Raw genomic sequence first — 17,384 nt, 5'->3', positions numbered from 1 at the left:
GCCCTAGAGTTCGTGGTGCGAAAATGCCATCGGGGCATGCCGGACGCAGCGCCCGGCATGCCTGAGCGTAGTCAGTGGCTGCCGGAATGCCCGAAACCGCCCGCGCCACGCTGGGTTTCGTCGAACTCGGTCACCAGCTCGAAATGCGCCTGTACCACCGGTACCAGCACCAGTTGGGCGATACGCTCGCCGACGGCGATGTTGAAGGCGGTCTGGCCACGGTTCCAGCACGAGACCATCAGTTCGCCCTGGTAGTCGGAGTCGATCAGGCCTACCAGGTTGCCCAGGACGATCCCGTGTTTGTGGCCCAGGCCGGAGCGCGGCAGGATCAGCGCCGCCAGGCCAGGATCGCCGACGTAGATCGACAGGCCGGTGGGGATCAGCAGGGTCTGGCCCGGCTCAAGGACGGTGTCCTGCTTGAGCATGGCACGCAGGTCCAGGCCGGCGGAGCCTGGTGTGGCGTAGGCCGGCAGTGGGAATTCGCTGCCGATGCGGGGGTCGAGGATCTTGGCTTGCAAAGCGTGCATGGAAATTAAACCTGGTTCAGCCGTTGGGCGATAAAGGAGATCAGCTGGCGGGCAATCTTGCCCTTGCTGGTCTGGGCGAAAAGGGTGGCGTGCAGCTTGCGGTCGATCACGCTGCAGGCGTTTTCCTCACTGTTGAAGCCGATGCTCGGGTTGGCGACATCATTGGCAACGATCAGGTCGAGGTTTTTGTCTTTCAGTTTGCGTGCGGCGTAGTCCAGCAGATTTTCGGTCTCGGCGGCGAAACCGACGCTGAACGGACGATCCGCGCGGGTGGCGATGGTGGCCAAAATATCCGGGTTGCGCACCATCTGCAGGAGCAGGCCGTCACCGCTTGTAGGGTCTTTCTTGAGCTTTTGCGGCGCAACCACTTCCGGGCGGTAGTCTGCGACCGCTGCCGAAGCGATAAACACATCGCAGGGAATCGCTGCCTCACAGGCCGCGAGCATGTCGCGGGCGCTGACTACGTCGATGCGGGTGACCCGGTCCGGGGTCGGCAGATGCACCGGGCCGGTGATCAGGGTCACGCGTGCGCCTGCTTCAACTGCAGCTTCAGCCAGGGCAAAGCCCATTTTTCCTGAACTATGGTTGGTGATGTAGCGCACCGGGTCGATGTTTTCCTGGGTCGGGCCGGCGGTAATCAGCACGTGCTTGCCGGTCAGGGCCAGGTGCTGGAAACACTCGGCGGCGCACAGTGCCAGGTCGGTGGCTTCGAGCATGCGGCCCAGGCCGACGTCGCCGCAGGCCTGGCTGCCGGAGGCCGGGCCGAAGACCTTGAGGCCACGGCTTTGCAGCAGTTGGGTGTTGGCCTGGGTGGCCGGGTCGCGCCACATGGCCTGGTTCATCGCCGGGGCGATGGCGACGGTGGCGTCGGTGGCCAGTACCAGCGTGGTCAGCAGGTCGTCGGCAATACCTTGGGCGAGGCGTGCGATGAGGTCGGCAGTGGCGGGTGCGATCAGCACCAGGTCGGCCCATTTGGCCAGTTCGATATGGCCCATGGCAGCTTCGGCCGCCGGGTCCAGCAGGTCCAGGTGAACAGGGTGGCCGGACAATGCCTGCATGGTCAGTGGGGTAATGAACTCACTGCCGCCACGGGTCATGACCACACGCACTTCTGCGCCCTGGTCCAGGAGCCTGCGAACCAGCTCTGCGCTCTTGTAGGCGGCAATGCCGCCGCCGACGCCGAGAACGATGCGTTTCCGATACAGACGCTGCATTGGTTTGCCTTTCCAGTTCAGTGATGGCGTTGCGATCCCCCTCCCCAGGTGAAATCGCGCGCAAAAAAGAGGGGCTAAGATAACACAGCGTCCGCCATGCAACAGCGACGCACACGCACACGGAGGTGTCATGAGTATTCGCAATTGGCCTGCGGCGGAGCGCCCGCGGGAGAAGCTTTTGGAGTTGGGGGCGGCGAGTCTCTCGGATGCCGAGTTGCTGGCGATTTTCCTGCGTACCGGCGTCTCGGGTAAAAGCGCGGTGGATCTGGCGCGCCATCTACTGGGGCAATTTGGCAGCCTGCGCGCGTTGCTGGAGGCCCGACAGGCCGTGTTCATCCAGCATCTGGGCCTGGGGCCGGCCAAGTTCGCCCAGTTGCAGGCGGTGCTGGAAATGGGGCGGCGCCATTTGGCCGAGCATGTGCGTAATGAGTCGGTACTGGAAAGCCCGGTCGCCGTGCGTGATTACCTCAAGGCACTGTTGCGCCATCAGCCCCATGAGATATTTGGCTGCCTGTTTCTCGACTCAAAGCACCGGGTGCTGGGCTTCGAGGCGCTGTTCCAGGGCACCATCGACAACGCCACGGTCTACCCGCGACAAGTGGTCAAGCGCGCCTTGGACTACAACGCGGCGGCGCTGATCCTGTGCCACAACCATCCCTCCGGGAATGCCGAGCCGAGCATCGCTGATCGAAAGTTGACCAAGGTGCTGCAAAAAGCCCTGGATCTGGTGGATGTGCGGGTTTTAGATCACATCATTGTCGGCGACGGCGATCCGTTGTCGATGGCCGAATATGGTTGGATGTAACGCAATCCCTTGCAGGAGCCGGCAAGCCGGCTCCTGCACAGGGCGGGTCAGGGTGTGACGCTGACTTTGGAGAAGTCCTGGCGCCCAAACGGGCTGACCTGATACCCCTCGACATTCTTGCGCGTCAGGGCAAAGGCCGTCGGGTGGGCCAGAGGCAGCCACAGCGCCTGCTGCTGGATCTGCGCCTGCGCCTGTTGGTACAGCTTGCTGCGTACGCCTTGCTCGCTGGTGGTCTTGCCGGCACTGATCAGCTTGTCCAGCGTCGGGTCGCAGTAACGGGCAAAGTTGGTACCGGATTTGACTGCCGCGCAGGAAAACTGCGGGGTCAGGAAGTTATCCGGGTCGCCGTTGTCGCCGGCCCAGCCCATGAACAGCAGGTCGTGCTCGCCGGCCTTGGAGCGGCGGATCAACTCACCCCATTCGATCACGCGGATCTCTGCCTGGATGCCGACCTTGGCCAGGTCCGCCTGCAGCAGCTGGGCGCCCAGGCTCGGGTTGGGGTTGAGCAGGCTGCCCGATGGACGGGTCCAGATCGTGGTCTTGAAGCCGTCACCCAGACCGGCGCGGGCCAGCAGTTCCTTGGCCTTGGCGATGTCCTGTGGATAACCCGGCAGCTCCTTGGCAAAGCTCCAGGTATTGGGCGGGTAAGGGCCGTTGGCGGCTTCGGCGGTGCCTTCAAACACGGCCTTGAGGTAGCTGGCCTTGTCGAACGCCAGGTTGATTGCCTGGCGCACTTGCGGCTTGTCCAGCGGCGGGTGCTGGCTGTTGATGGCGACAAAGGCAGTCATGAAGGCGGCGGTTTTTTCCACCTTGAGCGCTGCATCCTTTTGCGCCTCGCCGATATCCAGGGGCTTGGGTGAAAAGGCGATCTGGCATTCATCCCGGCGCAGTTTCTGCAGGCGCACATTGGCGTCAGGGGTGATGGCAAAGATCAAGTTATCCACAGCAGGCTTGCCGGCGAAGTAATCCGGGTTGGCCTTGTAGCGAATGGCCGCATCTTTCTGGAAACGCCCGAAAACGAAGGGCCCGGTGCCGATGGGTTGGCTATTGAGCTTTTCCGGGGTGCCCGCCTTGAGCAGTTTGTCGGCGTACTCGGCGGAGTAGATCGAGGCAAAACCCATGCTCAGCGTGGCGAGGAATGTGGAGTCGGCGTGATCCAGGGTAAAGCGCACGGTCAGCGGGTCGAGGGCGTCGATCTTCTTGATCAGCGCTGGCAATTGCAGCGACTGGGCATGGGGGAAGCCGCTCTGGGCGATCTGGTGCCAGGGGTTGGCCGGGTCGAGCATGCGCTCGAAGCTCAAACGCACGTCTTCGGCGGTGAGGCTGCGGCTTGGGCTGAAATACGCGGTGCGGTGGAATTTGACGTCCGGGTGCAGTTTAAAGGTGTAGGTCAGGCCGTCCGGCGAGACTTCCCAGCTATCGGCCAGGCTCGGTACCAGTTGGCCGCTCGCGGCGTCGAAGTCCACCAGGCGATTCATCAGTACATCCGCCGAAGCGTTGGTGGTGGTCAGCGAGTTGTACTGCACCACATCGAACCCTTCGGGGCTGGCCTCGGTGCAAACGCTCAACGTGGAAGCAGCCTGGGCCAGGGGGGCGAGGAAGAGTGGGGCGAGCAGGAGTGGCAGGGCAGCGAGGCGCATGGTCGGTTTCCTTTGCAGATCGGAGGCCCATCTGCGAGTGCAGTCTGGAAAAGGCCTACCGTAGTGGGCTGATTCATAAATGACTAGCCCATTTTTGCCTGTGCATTTGCGGCAAATACTGTTTTGATGGCGCCTCAGGTCATTTTGCCGGAGGCCTTGGCCTACAAGCAGCGGCGATAAATCATTCGGTGCGACGAGCGGTTCGGCAGCATGGCGGCCCACCCGGGCGGCGCTTGAGACCTGTTTGGGCGAGATTTACAGCGGGAAAAACACACCGGCTGTTGTTGCGCCGGGGTCTTTCTGGTATAAAGCAGCGCTCTTTTCTAGGGGCCCGGTTCCTTCACTGTAGGTGTAGCCGGTAAGACCCTTAAAGAAACGCGGCGCCTGGCGCCAAATGACTGAGAGATTAAGCGGCCAACCCATGCCGGGTTGGGCATGTGGTTTTAGAGGGCTGAGGCATGTCGAGAGTCTGTCAAGTTACCGGTAAGGGTCCGGTGACTGGGAATAACATTTCCCACGCAAACAACAAAACCCGTCGTCGTTTCCTGCCAAACCTGCAGCATCACCGCTTCTGGGTTGAAGAAGAGAAACGTTTTGTCCGTCTGCGCGTATCTGCCAAAGGCATGCGTATCATCGACAAGCGTGGCATCACTGTCGTGCTCGCTGAACTGCGCCGCGACGGCAAAATCTAAGGAGCTAAATCATGCGTGAATTGATTCGAATGATCTCTAGCGCCGGTACTGGTCACTTCTACACTACCGACAAGAACAAGCGTACTACCCCGGACAAGCTCGAAAAGAAAATGTTCGACCCGCGCGTTCGCAAGCACGTGATCTACAAAGAAGGCAAAATCAAGTAATTGGTTTTCTTTCTTGTGAAAAGAACCCGCATCTCACGATGCGGGTTTTTTTTGTCCTGGAAAAAGTCGTGGCCGACCGATCAGGCCTTTTCTTCGAATATCACGTAAATCTTGCGGCACGGTTCCAGCACTTCCCAGGTGCCACGAAAGCCGGCCGGGATGACGAAACGGTCACCGGCGCGCAAGGTCTTGGCATTGCCCTCGGTATCACGCAGCACCGAAACCCCCTGCACGATCTCGCAATATTCGTGTTCGCTGTAGTTCACCGTCCATTGCCCGACTTCACCTTCCCAGACCCCGGCGTTCATCTGGCCGCACGGGCTGTTGTAATGGTTGTAGACCGTTTGCTCAGGGTCGCCCTTGAGGATTTTTTCTGCGGCGGGGCGGTAGCGCTCGGCGGCGGTGTTCGCCTGGCTGAAATCGACGATATCCTGAATGTTCATGCACGTATCCCGTCTAGGCCTGGGGTTGGAGAGCCAAAGTCTATGTTTATTAAAATGAACATCGCAAGGGCGTTTGCTGCCGTTATGTCAAATATATTGAAACATACCTTGCGGCTGGTTTAGGGTGGCGGGTGCCTCGGACCGAATAGCTGGCTGGCCGGGCAAGCATTTGGAAGGGAACGGGTTATACGCCTGGCCCTTAATTTAATAAGAGGAGGACACTCGCATGACCACCCTGACCCGTGCCGACTGGGAACAACGCGCCAAGGCCCTGAAGATCGAAGGCCGTGCGTACATCAATGGCGAATACACCGCCGCCGTTTCCGGTGAGACGTTCGAATGCCTCAGCCCGGTCGATGGCCGCCTGCTGACCACCGTTGCCAGCTGTGACGTCGCCGACGCCCAGCGCGCCGTGGAAAACGCCCGCGCCACCTTCAACTCCGGTGCCTGGTCACGCCTGGCCCCGGCCAAGCGCAAAGCCACCATGATCCGTTTCGCGGCGCTGCTCAAGGCCAATGCCGAAGAGCTGGCCCTGCTCGAAACCCTGGACATGGGCAAGCCAATCGGCGATTCCCTGGGCATCGACATTCCCGGCGCGGCGCAGGCGCTGAGCTGGAGTGGCGAGGCCATCGACAAGATTTACGACGAAGTTGCCGCCACCCCCCATGACCAATTGGGCCTGGTGACCCGTGAGCCCGTTGGTGTAGTGGCGGCCATCGTGCCGTGGAACTTCCCGCTGATGATGGCTTGCTGGAAGCTGGGGCCGGCGTTGTCCACCGGTAACTCGGTGGTCCTCAAGCCGTCGGAAAAATCGCCGCTGACCGCCATCCGCATCGCCGCCCTGGCCGTTGAAGCGGGTATCCCCAAAGGCGTGCTCAACGTGCTGCCGGGCTACGGTCACACCGTGGGCAAGGCCCTGGCGCTGCATATGGACGTCGATACCCTGGTGTTCACCGGTTCGACCAAGATCGCCAAGCAACTGATGATCTACTCCGGCGAGTCGAACATGAAGCGCGTCTGGCTGGAAGCCGGTGGCAAGAGCCCGAACATCGTGTTTGCCGATGCCCCGGACCTGCAGGCTGCTGCCGAATCCGCCGCGGGTGCCATCGCCTTCAACCAGGGCGAAGTCTGCACCGCCGGCTCGCGCCTGCTGGTGGAGCGTTCGATCAAGGACAAATTCCTGCCGATGGTGATCGAGGCCCTCAAGGGCTGGAAGCCGGGCAACCCGCTGGACCCGGCCACCAACGTCGGGGCGCTGGTGGATACCCAGCAGATGAACACGGTGCTGTCGTACATCGAAGCCGGGCACGCAGACGGCGCCAAGCTGGTAGCTGGCGGCAAGCGCACCTTGCAGGAAACCGGTGGTACCTACGTCGAACCGACGATTTTCGACGGTGTGACCAACGCCATGAAGATTGCCCAGGAAGAGATCTTTGGCCCGGTGCTGTCGGTGCTGACCTTCGACAGCGCTGAAGAAGCCGTGGCCATTGCCAACGACACGCCTTATGGCCTGGCCGCTGCGGTATGGACTTCGGATATCTCCAAGGCGCACCTGACCGCCAAGGCCCTGCGGGCCGGTAGTGTGTGGGTCAACCAGTACGATGGCGGCGACATGACTGCACCGTTCGGCGGGTTCAAGCAGTCGGGCAACGGTCGCGACAAATCGCTGCACGCGTTCGACAAGTACACCGAGCTGAAGGCGACCTGGATCAAGCTGTAAGTCCGGGTTCAAGCTGCAGTAGATACAACGTGGGAGCGGGCTTGCCCGCGATAGCGGTGCATCAGTCACTCATGAGTTGACTGGCACACCCTCATCGCGGGCAAGCCCGCTCCCACAGTGTTTTGTGTGATCAGGAAATAATCCACAGGAGCGTGGCAATGCGTTGGGCGACTTATTTCGCCGTCCTGGCCTCGGTGCTCAGTGTCGGGCTTGCCCTGGGCGTGAGCATGCCGCTGGTGTCCTTGCGCCTGGAGAGCTGGGGTTATGGCAACTTTGCCATCGGCATCATGGCGGCCATGCCGGCGTTCGGTGTGTTGCTGGGCGCCAAGGTGTCCAGTCGCCTGGCTTCCTGGCTGGGCACGGCGAACCTGATGCGCCTGTGCCTGTGGGCCGGGGCGATTTCCATTGGTTTACTGGCGGTATTGCCCAGCTATCCGGTGTGGCTGGTGCTGCGGTTGATGATCGGGGTGATCCTGACCATCGTGTTTATCCTCGGCGAAAGCTGGATCAACCAACTGGTGGTGGAGCAGTGGCGTGGTCGGTTGGTGGCGCTGTATGGCTGTACCTACGCCTTGAGCCAATTGTCGGGACCATTGTTGCTGGGGGTGCTGGGTACCGATCACGACTATGGTTTCTGGGTCGGTGTCGGCCTGCTGATCGTTGCACCTTTCCTGCTGCTGGGGCGCTCCGGTGCGCCCACGGCGCAGGCCTTCAGCGTGACCTTTGGCGATTTATGGGGCTTTTGCCGAGGCTTGCCGGCGATCGCCTGGGCGGTGGCGTTGTTTGCCGCGTTCGAGGCGATGATTCTGACGCTGTTGCCGGTGTATTGCCTGCAACAGGGCTTCACTGCCGAGGTGGCGCTGGCGATGGTCAGCACCGTGGTTGTAGGCGATGCCTTGCTGCAATTGCCGATTGGCGCGCTGGCCGACTACTTGCCAAGGCGCACCCTGTTTCTGGGCTGCGCGGTGCTGTTGCTGGCGTCAAGCCTGGCCATTGCGCCGCTGCTGGATACCTGGCTGATCTGGCCGATCTGGGTGCTGTTCGGCGCCAGCGCAGGCGGCTTGTTTACGTTGTCATTGATCCTGATTGGCGAGCGCTACCGTGACGATGCGCTGGTGCGCGCCAATGCCCATATTGCGCAACTATGGGGCATTGGCTGCCTGATCGGACCGCTGGTGGCGGGGGCAGGCAGCCAGTGGATCAGTGGGCACGCGTTGCCGTTGCTGATGGCCGCAGGTGCCTTGGGATTGGTGATTCTGTTGTTGCGCCAAGGAGCATTTGGCGCCGAGCAACCGGCCTAGGTAACCCTGTAGGAGCCGGCTTGCCGGCTCCTACAGGGTTTAGAGCATGCGTTCCAGGCCCACAGTGGTGGCGAACCAGGCATTGAACCGGCGCCACCAACTGCCCGGCTCTCGGGTCAGTGTGTGCAGTTGGCCGTTATCTTCCGTCACCCAGACTACCTGACCATCCTGCAGTTTCGCCTCATAGCTCAAGGCCGGTGCCATGCCTTGCAGGGCCAGCTTGCGCACATGCTCGGCCAGCTCCGGGCTGTCCACCAAGACCCCGACTTCGGTGTTCCACAGCACCGACCGTGGGTCGGAGTTGAACGAGCCGATAAACGACTTTTGTCGGTCGAAGATCATCGCCTTGCTATGCAGGCTGGAGTCCGAGCCGTACAGCGCACGGCTGCCCAGCAGATGGGGCCCACTGCCGCCGCCGTCGCCGGGTTGGCGACGCAGTTCGTACAGTTTCACCCCGTGCTCCAGCAGTGCCTTGCGATAGGGCGCGTAGCCGCCATGTACCGCCGGTACGTCGGTGGCTTCCAGGGAGTTGGTCAAGAGGCTCACAGCAACGCCCGCGTCCGCGCGGCGGGTCAGGTACACCAGGCCTGGTTCGCCGGGGACGAAGTAGGCCGAGATCATCATCAGCTCGTGGCGCACACCTTCGAGCTCCGGCGCCAGTTGAGTGGTAAGCAGCAACCGTGGGTCGGGATCGGCCTTGGCCAGGACCTTGCTCGGCGCATCCCACAGCGCCTGGTTCCAGGCCCAGATCAGCTCCCGGCGCCAGATATCCATGCGCGGCTGGGTCTTGTAGGTACGCAGGCGGTTGTACAGGGCATGGTTTTGCTGGCGGGACTCGGCCAGGGAGTTTTCCAGAAGCCCGCGCGCCGTGGCCAGGTCGCGGGAGGATGGAGCCCGGAAGATAAAGTCGGCAATAGGCTGGCTCAGCGCACTGTTCCAATACTGATCAAAGCTGTGGCCCAGTTGCTCGGCCACAGGCCCCGCGCTGAGCATGTCGATATCGGTGAAGTTCAGGTTGGGCTCGGCATCGAAGTACTCGTCCCCCAGGTTGCGCCCGCCGACAATCGCCACACTGTTGTCCGCCAGCCACAGCTTGTTGTGCATGCGCCGGTGTTGCAGCGACAGGTTGAACAGCCGGCCCACGGCCCGCGTCACGCCGGTGCTGCGCCCCAGGTGCAAGGGGTTGAACAGGCGAATCTGGATCTGCGGGTGCGCGGCCAGGGTGGCGATGACCTGGTCCAGGCCGTCGCTGGTGGTGTCGTCCAGGAGGATGCGCACTCGCACGCCACGGTCGGCGGCCGTGAGCAACTCGTCCACCAGCATGCGTGTGCTGATGCCGTCGTGGACGATGTAGTACTGCAGGTCGAGGCTGGTCTGGGCATTGCGGATCAATTCGGCGCGGGCCATGAAGGCTTCGCTGCTGTTGGGCAGCAGGCGGAACCCGGAGCGACCTTGATAGGGAGCGGCCTGGGCCTGGATCGAGCGGCCGAAGGCGGACTGCGTCGCTGGCAGTGCCTCGCTGGGCACGCGGGGTACGTCCAGGGTGGCGCAACCGCCCAGGCCCAGGAACCCCAACAGGAAAAACGCTAACAGCCTTTGGCTCATCAAGGAGGCAGGTTCCGAATCAGGGCAATCGTGGGCATATGACGGTGATTGATGGCAAAAGGTCAGTCCACCCGTTGTCCGGCTTCTGCGAGCATTTTGATCGCCGTTGCCCCGACCTTGCGCACCGCCTCTTCTATCTGGGGGGTGGGCTTGGCAGCGTAGTTCATCCGCAGGCAGTTCCGGTATTTGCCCGAGGCAGAAAAGATACTGCCCACGGCAATCTGTACCCCTTGTTCGACCAGGGCCCGGTTGAGCCTGAGGGTGTCGAATCCCTCGGGCAGTTCCACCCACAGCATAAAGCTGCCCTGGGGTCGGCTGGCGCGGGTGCCGGAGGGGAAATAACGGCTGACCCAATCGAGCATCAGGTCGCGATTGCGCTGGTATTGGCTGCGCATCCGTCGCAAATGGGGTTCGAAGTGCCCGTTCTTGAGGAACTCGGCTATGGCGATCTGGGGTTGAGTGGCGGTGGAACCGGTGCTGATGTACTTCATATGCAGCACCCGCTCCAGATAGCGGCCAGGCGCTACCCAGCCGATCCGCAGGCCGGGGGCCAGGGTTTTGGAGAATGAACTGCAGAGTAGGACGCGGCCATCTTCATCGAAGGATTTGATGGTGCGTGGTCGCGGGTAGCTGTAGGCAAGTTCGCCATACACATCGTCTTCGATAATCGCCACGTCAAAGCGCTGGGCCAGGGTCAGCAGTGCCCGTTTGCGTGCCTCGGGCATGATGTAGCCCAGGGGATTATTGCAGTTGGGGGTCAGTTGGATGACCTTGATCGGCCATTGCTCAAGGGCCAGTTCCAAGGCTTCGAGGCTGATGCCGGTGAGCGGATCGGTGGGGATTTCCAGGGCTTTCATGCCCAGGCCCTTGAGGGTCTGCATGGCGCCGTGGAAGCTCGGCGAGTCGACGGCGACGATATCGCCGGGCTCGCAAATCGCACGGATGCTGGAGGACAGTGCCTCATGGCAGCCGGTGGTGATCACGATGTCCTGGGCGTCGAGCTGGCAGCCGGAATCCAATGACAGACGGGCGATTTGCTCGCGCAGCTCCATACAGCCATAGATATTGTCGTAGTACAGGCCTGGCAGGTCCTGGCGGCGGCTGACGCGGGCAAGGCTGCGCAGCAGGGGCTTGATGGTCGGCGACAGTACATCCGGCATGCCTCGGCCCATCTGTATGACATCTTTGCGCGGCACTGCACGGACCAGCTCCAGCACCTGGTCCCACTGGGAAATCTCCACCGGGCGCTGAGCCGGCCGCCCCACGGCGGGCAGCGCCGGCAGTTCGCGCCCGAGGGGCACGAAATAGCCGGATTTCGGCTTGGGCATCGCCAGGCCGTTATCTTCCAGTAACCGGTAAGCCTGTTGCACGGTGCTCAGGCTGACCCCATGTTCCACGCTCAGGGCGCGCACCGAGGGCAGGCGGTCGCCGGGGCGATAGAAGCCCTGTTCGATGCGCGTGCCCAGCAGTTCGGCGAGGTTGACGTAAAGTGTCATGGCGGTCACTCCCCAGGACCAGTACAGATGCCAGGAAAATACAGGATTCAGCCGGCTATGGGCAGTATCTGTATGGATTTAATATAGGTTGGCTGAATCTGTAATGGTTTTGTTGCGGCGCTCATTCTAGTCACTCATGGCAACAGGCAAATGAGGGGCAAGACAATGAGTGGCTTGAGCGATGTGCGGCTGGCGTTACACAGTCAGGAACTGGAGGCAGGGCAAGAGCACGGGGTGGCGGGGTTGGCGTCTGGCAAGCCGAGCCGCTGGGAGCTGTTCTGGCGCCGTCGCCACACGCGCAAGGCCTTGCTGGAACTGAGCCGCGAACAATTGCGTGATATCGGTTTGAGTGCCGAGCAGGCGCGCCGGGAGGGTTTGAAGCCGTTCTGGCGCGGTTGAGTCAGAGCCGTTCTTTCAAGCGGTGCCAGAGCATGCCCAGGGCCAGCAGCGGAGAGCGCAAGTATTTGCCGCCGGGGAAGGTGATATGTGGCACCTGGGCAAACAGATCGAAGCGCCCGCTGTGCTGGCCGCTGATGGCTTCGGCCAGCAGCTTGCCCGCCAGGTGGGTGGCGTTCAGGCCGTGGCCGGCATAGGCCTGGGCAAAGTACACATTGGGCTGGTCGGCCAGCCGGCCAATCTGCGGTAGGCGGTTGGCGCCGATGCCAATCATGCCGCCCCACTGATAGTCGATCTTCGCCTCGGCCAGTTGCGGGAAGACCTTGAGCATCTTGGGCCGCATATACGCCGCGATGTCCTGGGGATCGCGCCCGGAATAATGGCAGGCGCCGCCAAAGAGCAGGCGTCGGTCGGCCGATAGTCGGAAGTAGTCCACGGTAACCCGCTGGTCACAGACGGCCATGTTCTGCGGCAGCAATTGGGCGGCCTGGGCCGGGCTCAAGGGTTCGGTGGCGATGATGTAGCTGCCGGCGGGCAGTACCTTGCCGCTCAGGTGCGGGTTGAGGCCATTGAGATAGGCATTGCAGCCCAACACCAGGGTCTTGGCGCGCACGCTGCCATGGGCGGTATGGACTTTGACTTCAGGGCCATAGTCGATACGCAGGGCTTCGGATTGCTCGAACAGCCTGACCCCCAGTTGCTGCGCGGCGGCGGCTTCGCCGAGGGCCAGGTTCAGCGGGTGCAGGTGGCCCGAACCCATGTCGATCATGCCGCCGACGTACCGGTCGGAGCCGATCACGCTGCTCATTTCCCCGGCTTGCAGCAGGCGCAGTTCATGACGATAGCCCAGCTCGTGCAGCTCTTGGGCATCGGCGGCCAGGCCCTGCAGGTCGCGGGGCTTGTTGGCCAGGTCGCAGTAGCCCCAGGTCAGGTCGCAATCAATCTGGAAGCGCTCGACCCGCTGGCGCACGATTTCCACGGCCTCCAGGCCCATCAGCTTCATCTGCCGCACGCCTTCGGTGCCGATCACATTGGCAAACTGATCAAGACCATGGCCGACGCCACGAATCAACTGCCCGCCGTTACGCCCGCTGGCGCCCCAGGCGATCTTGCGTGCCTCCAGCAGCACCACACTAAAACCCCGTTCCGCCAACTCCAGCGCTGTGTTCAGCCCGGAAAAGCCGCCGCCCACCACACACACATCAGCGACGACTTCGCCGGCCAGCGCCGGGTAATCGGGTTGTGGCAGGCTGCTGGCGGCGTAGTAGGAAGCGGTGTGCCGGGCGCTGGCGATCATGGGGAGCATCCGTGTTTGGAAAATTTGACGCAGGATACAGCGCTCGGGTGAAGCTGTCTCACTCGGGGTATTTAGGGCAAAATCCACGCCTATTCGCCGTTCGGTATGGGTTTCGATGAGTTGCAACAGCCAGAAAGTCAACGCGCTGCGTCGGCAGATTCCCTCGTTCGAGTGTGTGCCGGGTTGCCATGATTGTTGTGGCCCGGTGACGACATCCACCGAGGAAATGTCGCGCCTGCCGCGCAAGACTGCGGCTGAGCAGGAAGCGGCCATGGATGAGCTGAACTGTGTACACCTGGGGCCCGACGGTTGCACGGTGTACGACGAGCGCCCGCTGATCTGCCGGTTGTTTGGCACGACGCCCAGCCTGCCGTGCCCCAACAAGCGTGGCCCGGTGGAAATGATTCACCCCAGGGTGGAGAAGCAGATTCACGAGTACATGGCGACCACCCGCCAGGTGCTGGTCTGACCGAGCCCCGTAGGAGCTGGCTTGCCGGCGATGAGGTCCTGAACCATGCATTGGATTCAAGGGCGCTATCGCCGGCAAGCCGGCTCCTACAAAAGGGGGTCAATCCGGGATCGGCAGGTTCAGGCTCTCCTTTACCTCTTCCATCACGATGTAGCTCTTGGACTCGCGCACATGGGGCAGCTTGAGCAGGATGTCGCCCAGCAACTTGCGGTACGAAGCCATCTCGGAAATCCGCGCCTTCACCAGATAGTCGAAATCCCCTGAGACCAGGTGGCACTCCAGCACATGGGGCAGTTTCAGCACGGCGCGTCGGAACTCTTCAAAGGTATCGCCGGACTTGTAGTCGAGGCTGATCTCGACAAACACCAGCAGGCTACCCTTCAAGTGCTGCGGATTGAGGCGGGCGTTGTAGCCCATGATGATCCCCTCGCGCTCAAGGCGTCGGACCCGTTCGGTGCAAGGCGTGGTCGACAGCCCAACCTTTTCCCCCAGCTCGGTAAACGAAATTCGCCCGTCCGCCTGCAGGATGCGCAGGATGTTGCGGTCGATCTTGTCCAGCTCCCGCTTGGTCTGGGTGTTGGTCCGCATAGGGGATGCTCCTCCGTGAAAAGGGTTTTTGCCGAGAATTGTCGCCAAATATAGGCACTTATATAGTGAAATGCACTGGTCATTGCTTTTTATACTGCGCACATCTTTGTGTTGAACAATAAACGTCAGCGGTCAAGCCGTGATGAGGATATAAAAATGCGCGTTTTGGTCTTGGGTAGCGGTGTCATTGGTGTGGCCAGTGCCTACTATTTGGCGCGTGCCGGTTTTGAGGTGGTCGTGGTCGACCGTCAGCCGGCCGTTGCAATGGAGACCAGCTTCGCCAACGCCGGCCAGGTTTCACCTGGCTATGCATCGCCATGGGCCGCTCCGGGTGTGCCGCTCAAGGCCATCAAGTGGCTGCTGCAACGTCATGCGCCACTGGCAATCAAGGCCACGGCCGATATCGACCAATACCTGTGGATGGCGCAGATGCTGCGCAACTGCACGGCCAACCGTTATGCGGTGAACAAGGAGCGCATGGTGCGCTTGTCCGAGTACAGCCGCGACTGCCTCGACGAACTGCGCGCCGAAACCGGCATTGCCTACGAAGGCCGCAGCCTGGGTACTACGCAATTGTTCCGCACTCAGGCGCAGTTGGATGGCGCGGCCAAGGACATCGCCGTACTGAAAGAGTCTGGCGTGCCGTTCGAGCTGCTCGACCGCGCCGGCATTGCCCGCGTCGAACCGGCCCTGGCCAGCGTCACGGATATCCTGGCCGGTGCCTTGCGCCTGCCCAATGACCAGACCGGCGACTGCCAGATGTTCACCACCCGCCTGGCCGATATGTGCAAGCAACTGGGTGTGGAGTTCCGTTTCGAGCAGGACATTCAGCGCCTGGACCACGCCGGCGATCGCATCAACGGCGTGTGGATCGATGGCAAGCTGGAAACCGCCGACCGCTACGTGCTGGCCCTGGGCAGTTACTCGCCGCAGTTGCTCAAGCCGCTGGGGATCAAGGCACCGGTGTATCCGCTCAAGGGTTACTCCCTGACCGTGCCGATCACCAACCCGGCGATGGCCCCGACCTCGACCATTCTCGACGAGACCTACAAGGTAGCGATCACCCGTTTCGACAACCGCATCCGGGTGGGCGGCATGGCTGAAATAGCCGGTTTTGACCTGTCGCTGAACCCGCGTCGGCGCGAAACCCTGGAGATGATCGTCAACGACCTTTATCCTCAGGGCGGTGATTTGAGCGAAGCCACGTTCTGGACCGGCCTGCGTCCGACGACCCCGGACGGCACGCCGATCGTCGGCGCTACTCCCTTCAAGAACCTGTTCTTGAATACCGGCCACGGCACCCTCGGCTGGACCATGGCCTGTGGCTCTGGCCGCCTGTTGGCGGACCTGATAGCCAAGAAAACCCCGCAGATCAGTGCCGCAGGCCTTGATATTTCCCGTTACGGCAACCCTCAGGAGTCCACAAAACATGTCAATCCAGCGCCAGCTCACCAATGAGCGCATGAGCCAGATCGTTGTCCACAGCGGTACCGTGTACCTGGCCGGGCAAGTCGGCGACGACATGAGTGCCGGGATTGAACAGCAGACCCGTGAAACCCTGGCCAATATCGAGCGTTTGCTGGATCTGGCCGGTACCGACAAAACCCGGTTGCTGTCGGTGACGATCTACCTCAAAGACATCGACGCCGACTTTGCCGGCATGAACGCGGTATGGGACAAGTGGCTGCCAAAAGGCGTCGCCCCGGCCCGTGCCACGGTCGAGTCGAAACTGTGTGAGCCCGAAATCCTGGTCGAGCTGTCGGTCGTGGCCGCTCTGCCTTAAACGATCCCTCTTGCGGTGCCGGCGCTATTGGCCAGCACCGTTTTTTCTTCCCATCGCCGTCTAGAAGCCTGCCGCCATGCGTCCTGCCCGTGCCCTGATCGACCTGCAAGCCCTGCGCCACAACTACCAATTGGCCCGCGAACTGACCGGGGCCAAGGCCCTTGCCGTGATCAAGGCCGATGCCTACGGTCATGGTGCCGTGCGCGTGGCCCAGGCCCTGCAAGACCAGGCCGACGGTTTTGCCGTGGCCTGTATCGAGGAAGCGCTGGAGCTGCGCGCCGCCGGGATTCGTGGGCCGGTGTTGTTGCTCGAAGGGTTCTTCGAGGCTGACGAACTGCCGCTGATCATCGAGCATGATTTCTGGTGCGTGGTGCATTCGCTGTGGCAACTGGAGGCGATCGAACAGGCACGCCTGAACAAGCCGCTGACGGTGTGGTTGAAGCTGGATTCGGGCATGCACCGGGTTGGCTTGCACCCCAAGGATTATCACGACGCCTACCAGCGCCTGCTGGCCAGCGGCAAAGTGGCCAAGATCGTGTTGATGAGCCACTTCGCCCGGGCCGATGAACTGGACTGCACCCGCAGCGATGAACAGGTTGCGGTATTCGACGCGGCGCGCCAGGGCCTGGCGGCGGAGGTCAGCCTGCGCAATTCGCCGTCGGTGATGGGCTGGCCGGGCGTTTCCAGTGATTGGGTACGGCCGGGCATCATGCTCTACGGCGCGACGCCTTTTGGCGAAGACCAGGCGGTTGCCGCGCGTTTGCAGCCGGTGATGACCCTGGAGTCGAAAGTCATCTGCGTGCGCGAGCTGCCGGCGGGCGAGCCCGTGGGTTATGGCGCGCGGTTCGTGACGCCCAAGCCGATGCGTATCGGTGTGGTCGCCATGGGTTATGCCGACGGCTACCCAAGGCATGCGCCGACCGGTACCCCGGTGTTGGTCGCCGGCCAACGCAGCCAGTTGCTGGGGCGGGTATCGATGGACATGCTGTGCGTTGACCTGACCGATGTCCCACAGGCTGGCTTGGGTTCAACCGTCGAGCTGTGGGGCAAAAACATTCTTGCCAGCGATGTGGCGACCGCCGCCGAAACCATTCCGTATCAGATTTTCTGCAACCTGCACCGAGTGCCACGGCTCTATTCCGGCGCTTAGCCGCAGGCTACAGAAGACGTCCACCGGGATTCAGACCAAAGTGTTGTAAATACTGAACGCTGTCGCCATGATAACGCTCAATTACAACAAA

At 61.9% G+C, this 17,384-nt stretch carries 18 protein-coding genes; 10 read left to right on the top strand and 8 right to left on the bottom strand.

Annotated elements, in window-relative coordinates; translation table 11 throughout:
- Positions 1-71: 71 nt before the first annotated feature.
- Together dut and coaBC are read right to left on the bottom strand one after the other, a co-directional pair.
- Complete coding sequence (gene dut / locus HZ99_RS16570; RefSeq protein ID WP_029289808.1) at positions 72-527, bottom strand: dUTP diphosphatase; 456 nt, start codon at positions 525-527, stop codon at positions 72-74.
- A gap of 5 nt (positions 528-532) precedes the next feature.
- Positions 533-1,741: a bifunctional phosphopantothenoylcysteine decarboxylase/phosphopantothenate--cysteine ligase CoaBC gene (coaBC, locus tag HZ99_RS16565; protein WP_038444479.1), complete on the bottom strand. Its 1,209-nt coding sequence runs from the start codon at positions 1,739-1,741 to the stop codon at positions 533-535.
- Between the two features lie 130 nt (positions 1,742-1,871).
- On the opposite strand from coaBC, the gene radC reads away from it, so the two are divergent.
- Positions 1,872-2,546, top strand: a complete 675-nt coding sequence (gene radC / locus HZ99_RS16560; protein WP_038444478.1) for a RadC family protein — start codon at positions 1,872-1,874, stop codon at positions 2,544-2,546.
- 47 nt (positions 2,547-2,593) lie between these two features.
- On the opposite strand, the gene HZ99_RS16555 is transcribed toward radC, so the two are convergent.
- Entirely contained in the window at positions 2,594-4,186 is a 1,593-nt protein-coding gene (locus HZ99_RS16555; protein WP_038444476.1) for an ABC transporter substrate-binding protein, read from the bottom strand.
- Between the two features lie 458 nt (positions 4,187-4,644).
- Between HZ99_RS16555 and rpmB the strand changes: the two genes are divergently transcribed.
- Both rpmB and rpmG read left to right on the top strand, forming a co-directional pair.
- A complete protein-coding gene (rpmB, locus tag HZ99_RS16550; protein WP_007920377.1) occupies positions 4,645-4,878 on the top strand; it encodes a 50S ribosomal protein L28 in 234 nt (77 codons plus the stop codon).
- 11 nt (positions 4,879-4,889) lie between these two features.
- The gene (gene rpmG, locus HZ99_RS16545) at positions 4,890-5,045 is read left to right on the top strand and encodes a 50S ribosomal protein L33 (RefSeq protein ID WP_003176906.1); all 156 of its coding nucleotides are present in this window, start codon (positions 4,890-4,892) and stop codon (positions 5,043-5,045) included.
- 80 nt (positions 5,046-5,125) lie between these two features.
- Here rpmG and HZ99_RS16540 read toward each other — a convergent pair whose 3' ends face one another.
- Entirely contained in the window at positions 5,126-5,488 is a 363-nt protein-coding gene (locus tag HZ99_RS16540; protein WP_038444473.1) for a cupin domain-containing protein, read from the bottom strand.
- Positions 5,489-5,714: 226 nt separating this feature from the next.
- Between HZ99_RS16540 and HZ99_RS16535 the strand changes: the two genes are divergently transcribed.
- Together HZ99_RS16535 and HZ99_RS16530 are read left to right on the top strand one after the other, a co-directional pair.
- Entirely contained in the window at positions 5,715-7,208 is a 1,494-nt protein-coding gene (locus tag HZ99_RS16535) for an aldehyde dehydrogenase (protein ID WP_038444471.1), read from the top strand.
- 158 nt (positions 7,209-7,366) lie between these two features.
- On the top strand, positions 7,367-8,509 hold the full coding sequence (locus HZ99_RS16530) for an MFS transporter (RefSeq protein WP_038444470.1): 1,143 nt from the start codon (positions 7,367-7,369) through the stop codon (positions 8,507-8,509).
- Between the two features lie 39 nt (positions 8,510-8,548).
- Here HZ99_RS16530 and HZ99_RS16525 read toward each other — a convergent pair whose 3' ends face one another.
- Both HZ99_RS16525 and HZ99_RS16520 read right to left on the bottom strand, forming a co-directional pair.
- On the bottom strand, positions 8,549-10,114 hold the full coding sequence (locus tag HZ99_RS16525) for a phospholipase D family protein (RefSeq protein WP_038444469.1): 1,566 nt from the start codon (positions 10,112-10,114) through the stop codon (positions 8,549-8,551).
- A 62-nt stretch (positions 10,115-10,176) separates the two neighbouring features.
- The gene (locus tag HZ99_RS16520) at positions 10,177-11,610 is read right to left on the bottom strand and encodes a PLP-dependent aminotransferase family protein (protein ID WP_038444468.1); all 1,434 of its coding nucleotides are present in this window, start codon (positions 11,608-11,610) and stop codon (positions 10,177-10,179) included.
- A gap of 165 nt (positions 11,611-11,775) precedes the next feature.
- On the opposite strand from HZ99_RS16520, the gene HZ99_RS16515 reads away from it, so the two are divergent.
- Positions 11,776-12,009 (top strand): DUF1127 domain-containing protein, encoded by a 234-nt coding sequence (locus HZ99_RS16515; protein WP_038444467.1) that lies wholly within the window; start codon positions 11,776-11,778, stop codon positions 12,007-12,009.
- Position 12,010: 1 nt separating this feature from the next.
- On the opposite strand, the gene HZ99_RS16510 is transcribed toward HZ99_RS16515, so the two are convergent.
- Positions 12,011-13,303, bottom strand: coding sequence for an NAD(P)/FAD-dependent oxidoreductase (locus HZ99_RS16510; RefSeq protein ID WP_038444465.1), 1,293 nt, complete (start codon positions 13,301-13,303; stop codon positions 12,011-12,013).
- A 115-nt stretch (positions 13,304-13,418) separates the two neighbouring features.
- On the opposite strand from HZ99_RS16510, the gene HZ99_RS16505 reads away from it, so the two are divergent.
- Positions 13,419-13,772 carry a YkgJ family cysteine cluster protein gene (locus HZ99_RS16505; protein WP_038444463.1) on the top strand — a complete coding sequence of 118 codons (354 nt, stop codon included), beginning with the start codon at positions 13,419-13,421 and terminating at the stop codon, positions 13,770-13,772.
- Between the two features lie 99 nt (positions 13,773-13,871).
- Here HZ99_RS16505 and HZ99_RS16500 read toward each other — a convergent pair whose 3' ends face one another.
- Entirely contained in the window at positions 13,872-14,360 is a 489-nt protein-coding gene (locus HZ99_RS16500; RefSeq protein WP_003206849.1) for an Lrp/AsnC ligand binding domain-containing protein, read from the bottom strand.
- 156 nt (positions 14,361-14,516) lie between these two features.
- On the opposite strand from HZ99_RS16500, the gene dadA reads away from it, so the two are divergent.
- The 3 genes from dadA to alr all read left to right on the top strand — a co-directional run bounded on the left by dadA (position 14,517) and on the right by alr (position 17,293).
- Positions 14,517-15,818 (top strand): D-amino acid dehydrogenase, encoded by a 1,302-nt coding sequence (gene dadA / locus HZ99_RS16495; protein ID WP_038444460.1) that lies wholly within the window; start codon positions 14,517-14,519, stop codon positions 15,816-15,818.
- Positions 15,790-16,143, top strand: coding sequence for a RidA family protein (locus HZ99_RS16490; protein WP_029289772.1), 354 nt, complete (start codon positions 15,790-15,792; stop codon positions 16,141-16,143). Before dadA ends, HZ99_RS16490 begins: the two co-directional genes overlap by 29 nt.
- Positions 16,144-16,219: 76 nt before the next feature.
- The gene (gene alr / locus HZ99_RS16485) at positions 16,220-17,293 is read left to right on the top strand and encodes an alanine racemase (protein ID WP_038444459.1); all 1,074 of its coding nucleotides are present in this window, start codon (positions 16,220-16,222) and stop codon (positions 17,291-17,293) included.
- The last annotated feature ends 91 nt before the right edge of the window (positions 17,294-17,384 follow it).

Origin of the sequence: Pseudomonas fluorescens (genome assembly GCF_000730425.1) — a bacterium.
In the GTDB taxonomy this organism is placed as follows: domain Bacteria; phylum Pseudomonadota; class Gammaproteobacteria; order Pseudomonadales; family Pseudomonadaceae; genus Aquipseudomonas; species Aquipseudomonas fluorescens_X.
This window is presented reverse-complemented; position numbering and strand designations above follow the sequence as displayed.

What these genes read in the sequence shown, in the direction of transcription:
- dut (WP_029289808.1), bottom strand. Translation starts at nt 527, where the DNA reads ATGCACGCTTTGCAAGCCAAGATCCTCGACCCCCGCATCGGCAGCGAA.
- coaBC (WP_038444479.1), bottom strand. Translation starts at nt 1,741, where the DNA reads ATGCAGCGTCTGTATCGGAAACGCATCGTTCTCGGCGTCGGCGGCGGC.
- radC (WP_038444478.1), top strand. Translation starts at nt 1,872, where the DNA reads ATGAGTATTCGCAATTGGCCTGCGGCGGAGCGCCCGCGGGAGAAGCTT.
- HZ99_RS16555 (WP_038444476.1), bottom strand. Translation starts at nt 4,186, where the DNA reads ATGCGCCTCGCTGCCCTGCCACTCCTGCTCGCCCCACTCTTCCTCGCC.
- rpmB (WP_007920377.1), top strand. Translation starts at nt 4,645, where the DNA reads ATGTCGAGAGTCTGTCAAGTTACCGGTAAGGGTCCGGTGACTGGGAAT.
- rpmG (WP_003176906.1), top strand. Translation starts at nt 4,890, where the DNA reads ATGCGTGAATTGATTCGAATGATCTCTAGCGCCGGTACTGGTCACTTC.
- HZ99_RS16540 (WP_038444473.1), bottom strand. Translation starts at nt 5,488, where the DNA reads ATGAACATTCAGGATATCGTCGATTTCAGCCAGGCGAACACCGCCGCC.
- HZ99_RS16535 (WP_038444471.1), top strand. Translation starts at nt 5,715, where the DNA reads ATGACCACCCTGACCCGTGCCGACTGGGAACAACGCGCCAAGGCCCTG.
- HZ99_RS16530 (WP_038444470.1), top strand. Translation starts at nt 7,367, where the DNA reads ATGCGTTGGGCGACTTATTTCGCCGTCCTGGCCTCGGTGCTCAGTGTC.
- HZ99_RS16525 (WP_038444469.1), bottom strand. Translation starts at nt 10,114, where the DNA reads ATGAGCCAAAGGCTGTTAGCGTTTTTCCTGTTGGGGTTCCTGGGCCTG.
- HZ99_RS16520 (WP_038444468.1), bottom strand. Translation starts at nt 11,610, where the DNA reads ATGACACTTTACGTCAACCTCGCCGAACTGCTGGGCACGCGCATCGAA.
- HZ99_RS16515 (WP_038444467.1), top strand. Translation starts at nt 11,776, where the DNA reads ATGAGTGGCTTGAGCGATGTGCGGCTGGCGTTACACAGTCAGGAACTG.
- HZ99_RS16510 (WP_038444465.1), bottom strand. Translation starts at nt 13,303, where the DNA reads ATGATCGCCAGCGCCCGGCACACCGCTTCCTACTACGCCGCCAGCAGC.
- HZ99_RS16505 (WP_038444463.1), top strand. Translation starts at nt 13,419, where the DNA reads ATGAGTTGCAACAGCCAGAAAGTCAACGCGCTGCGTCGGCAGATTCCC.
- HZ99_RS16500 (WP_003206849.1), bottom strand. Translation starts at nt 14,360, where the DNA reads ATGCGGACCAACACCCAGACCAAGCGGGAGCTGGACAAGATCGACCGC.
- dadA (WP_038444460.1), top strand. Translation starts at nt 14,517, where the DNA reads ATGCGCGTTTTGGTCTTGGGTAGCGGTGTCATTGGTGTGGCCAGTGCC.
- HZ99_RS16490 (WP_029289772.1), top strand. Translation starts at nt 15,790, where the DNA reads ATGTCAATCCAGCGCCAGCTCACCAATGAGCGCATGAGCCAGATCGTT.
- alr (WP_038444459.1), top strand. Translation starts at nt 16,220, where the DNA reads ATGCGTCCTGCCCGTGCCCTGATCGACCTGCAAGCCCTGCGCCACAAC.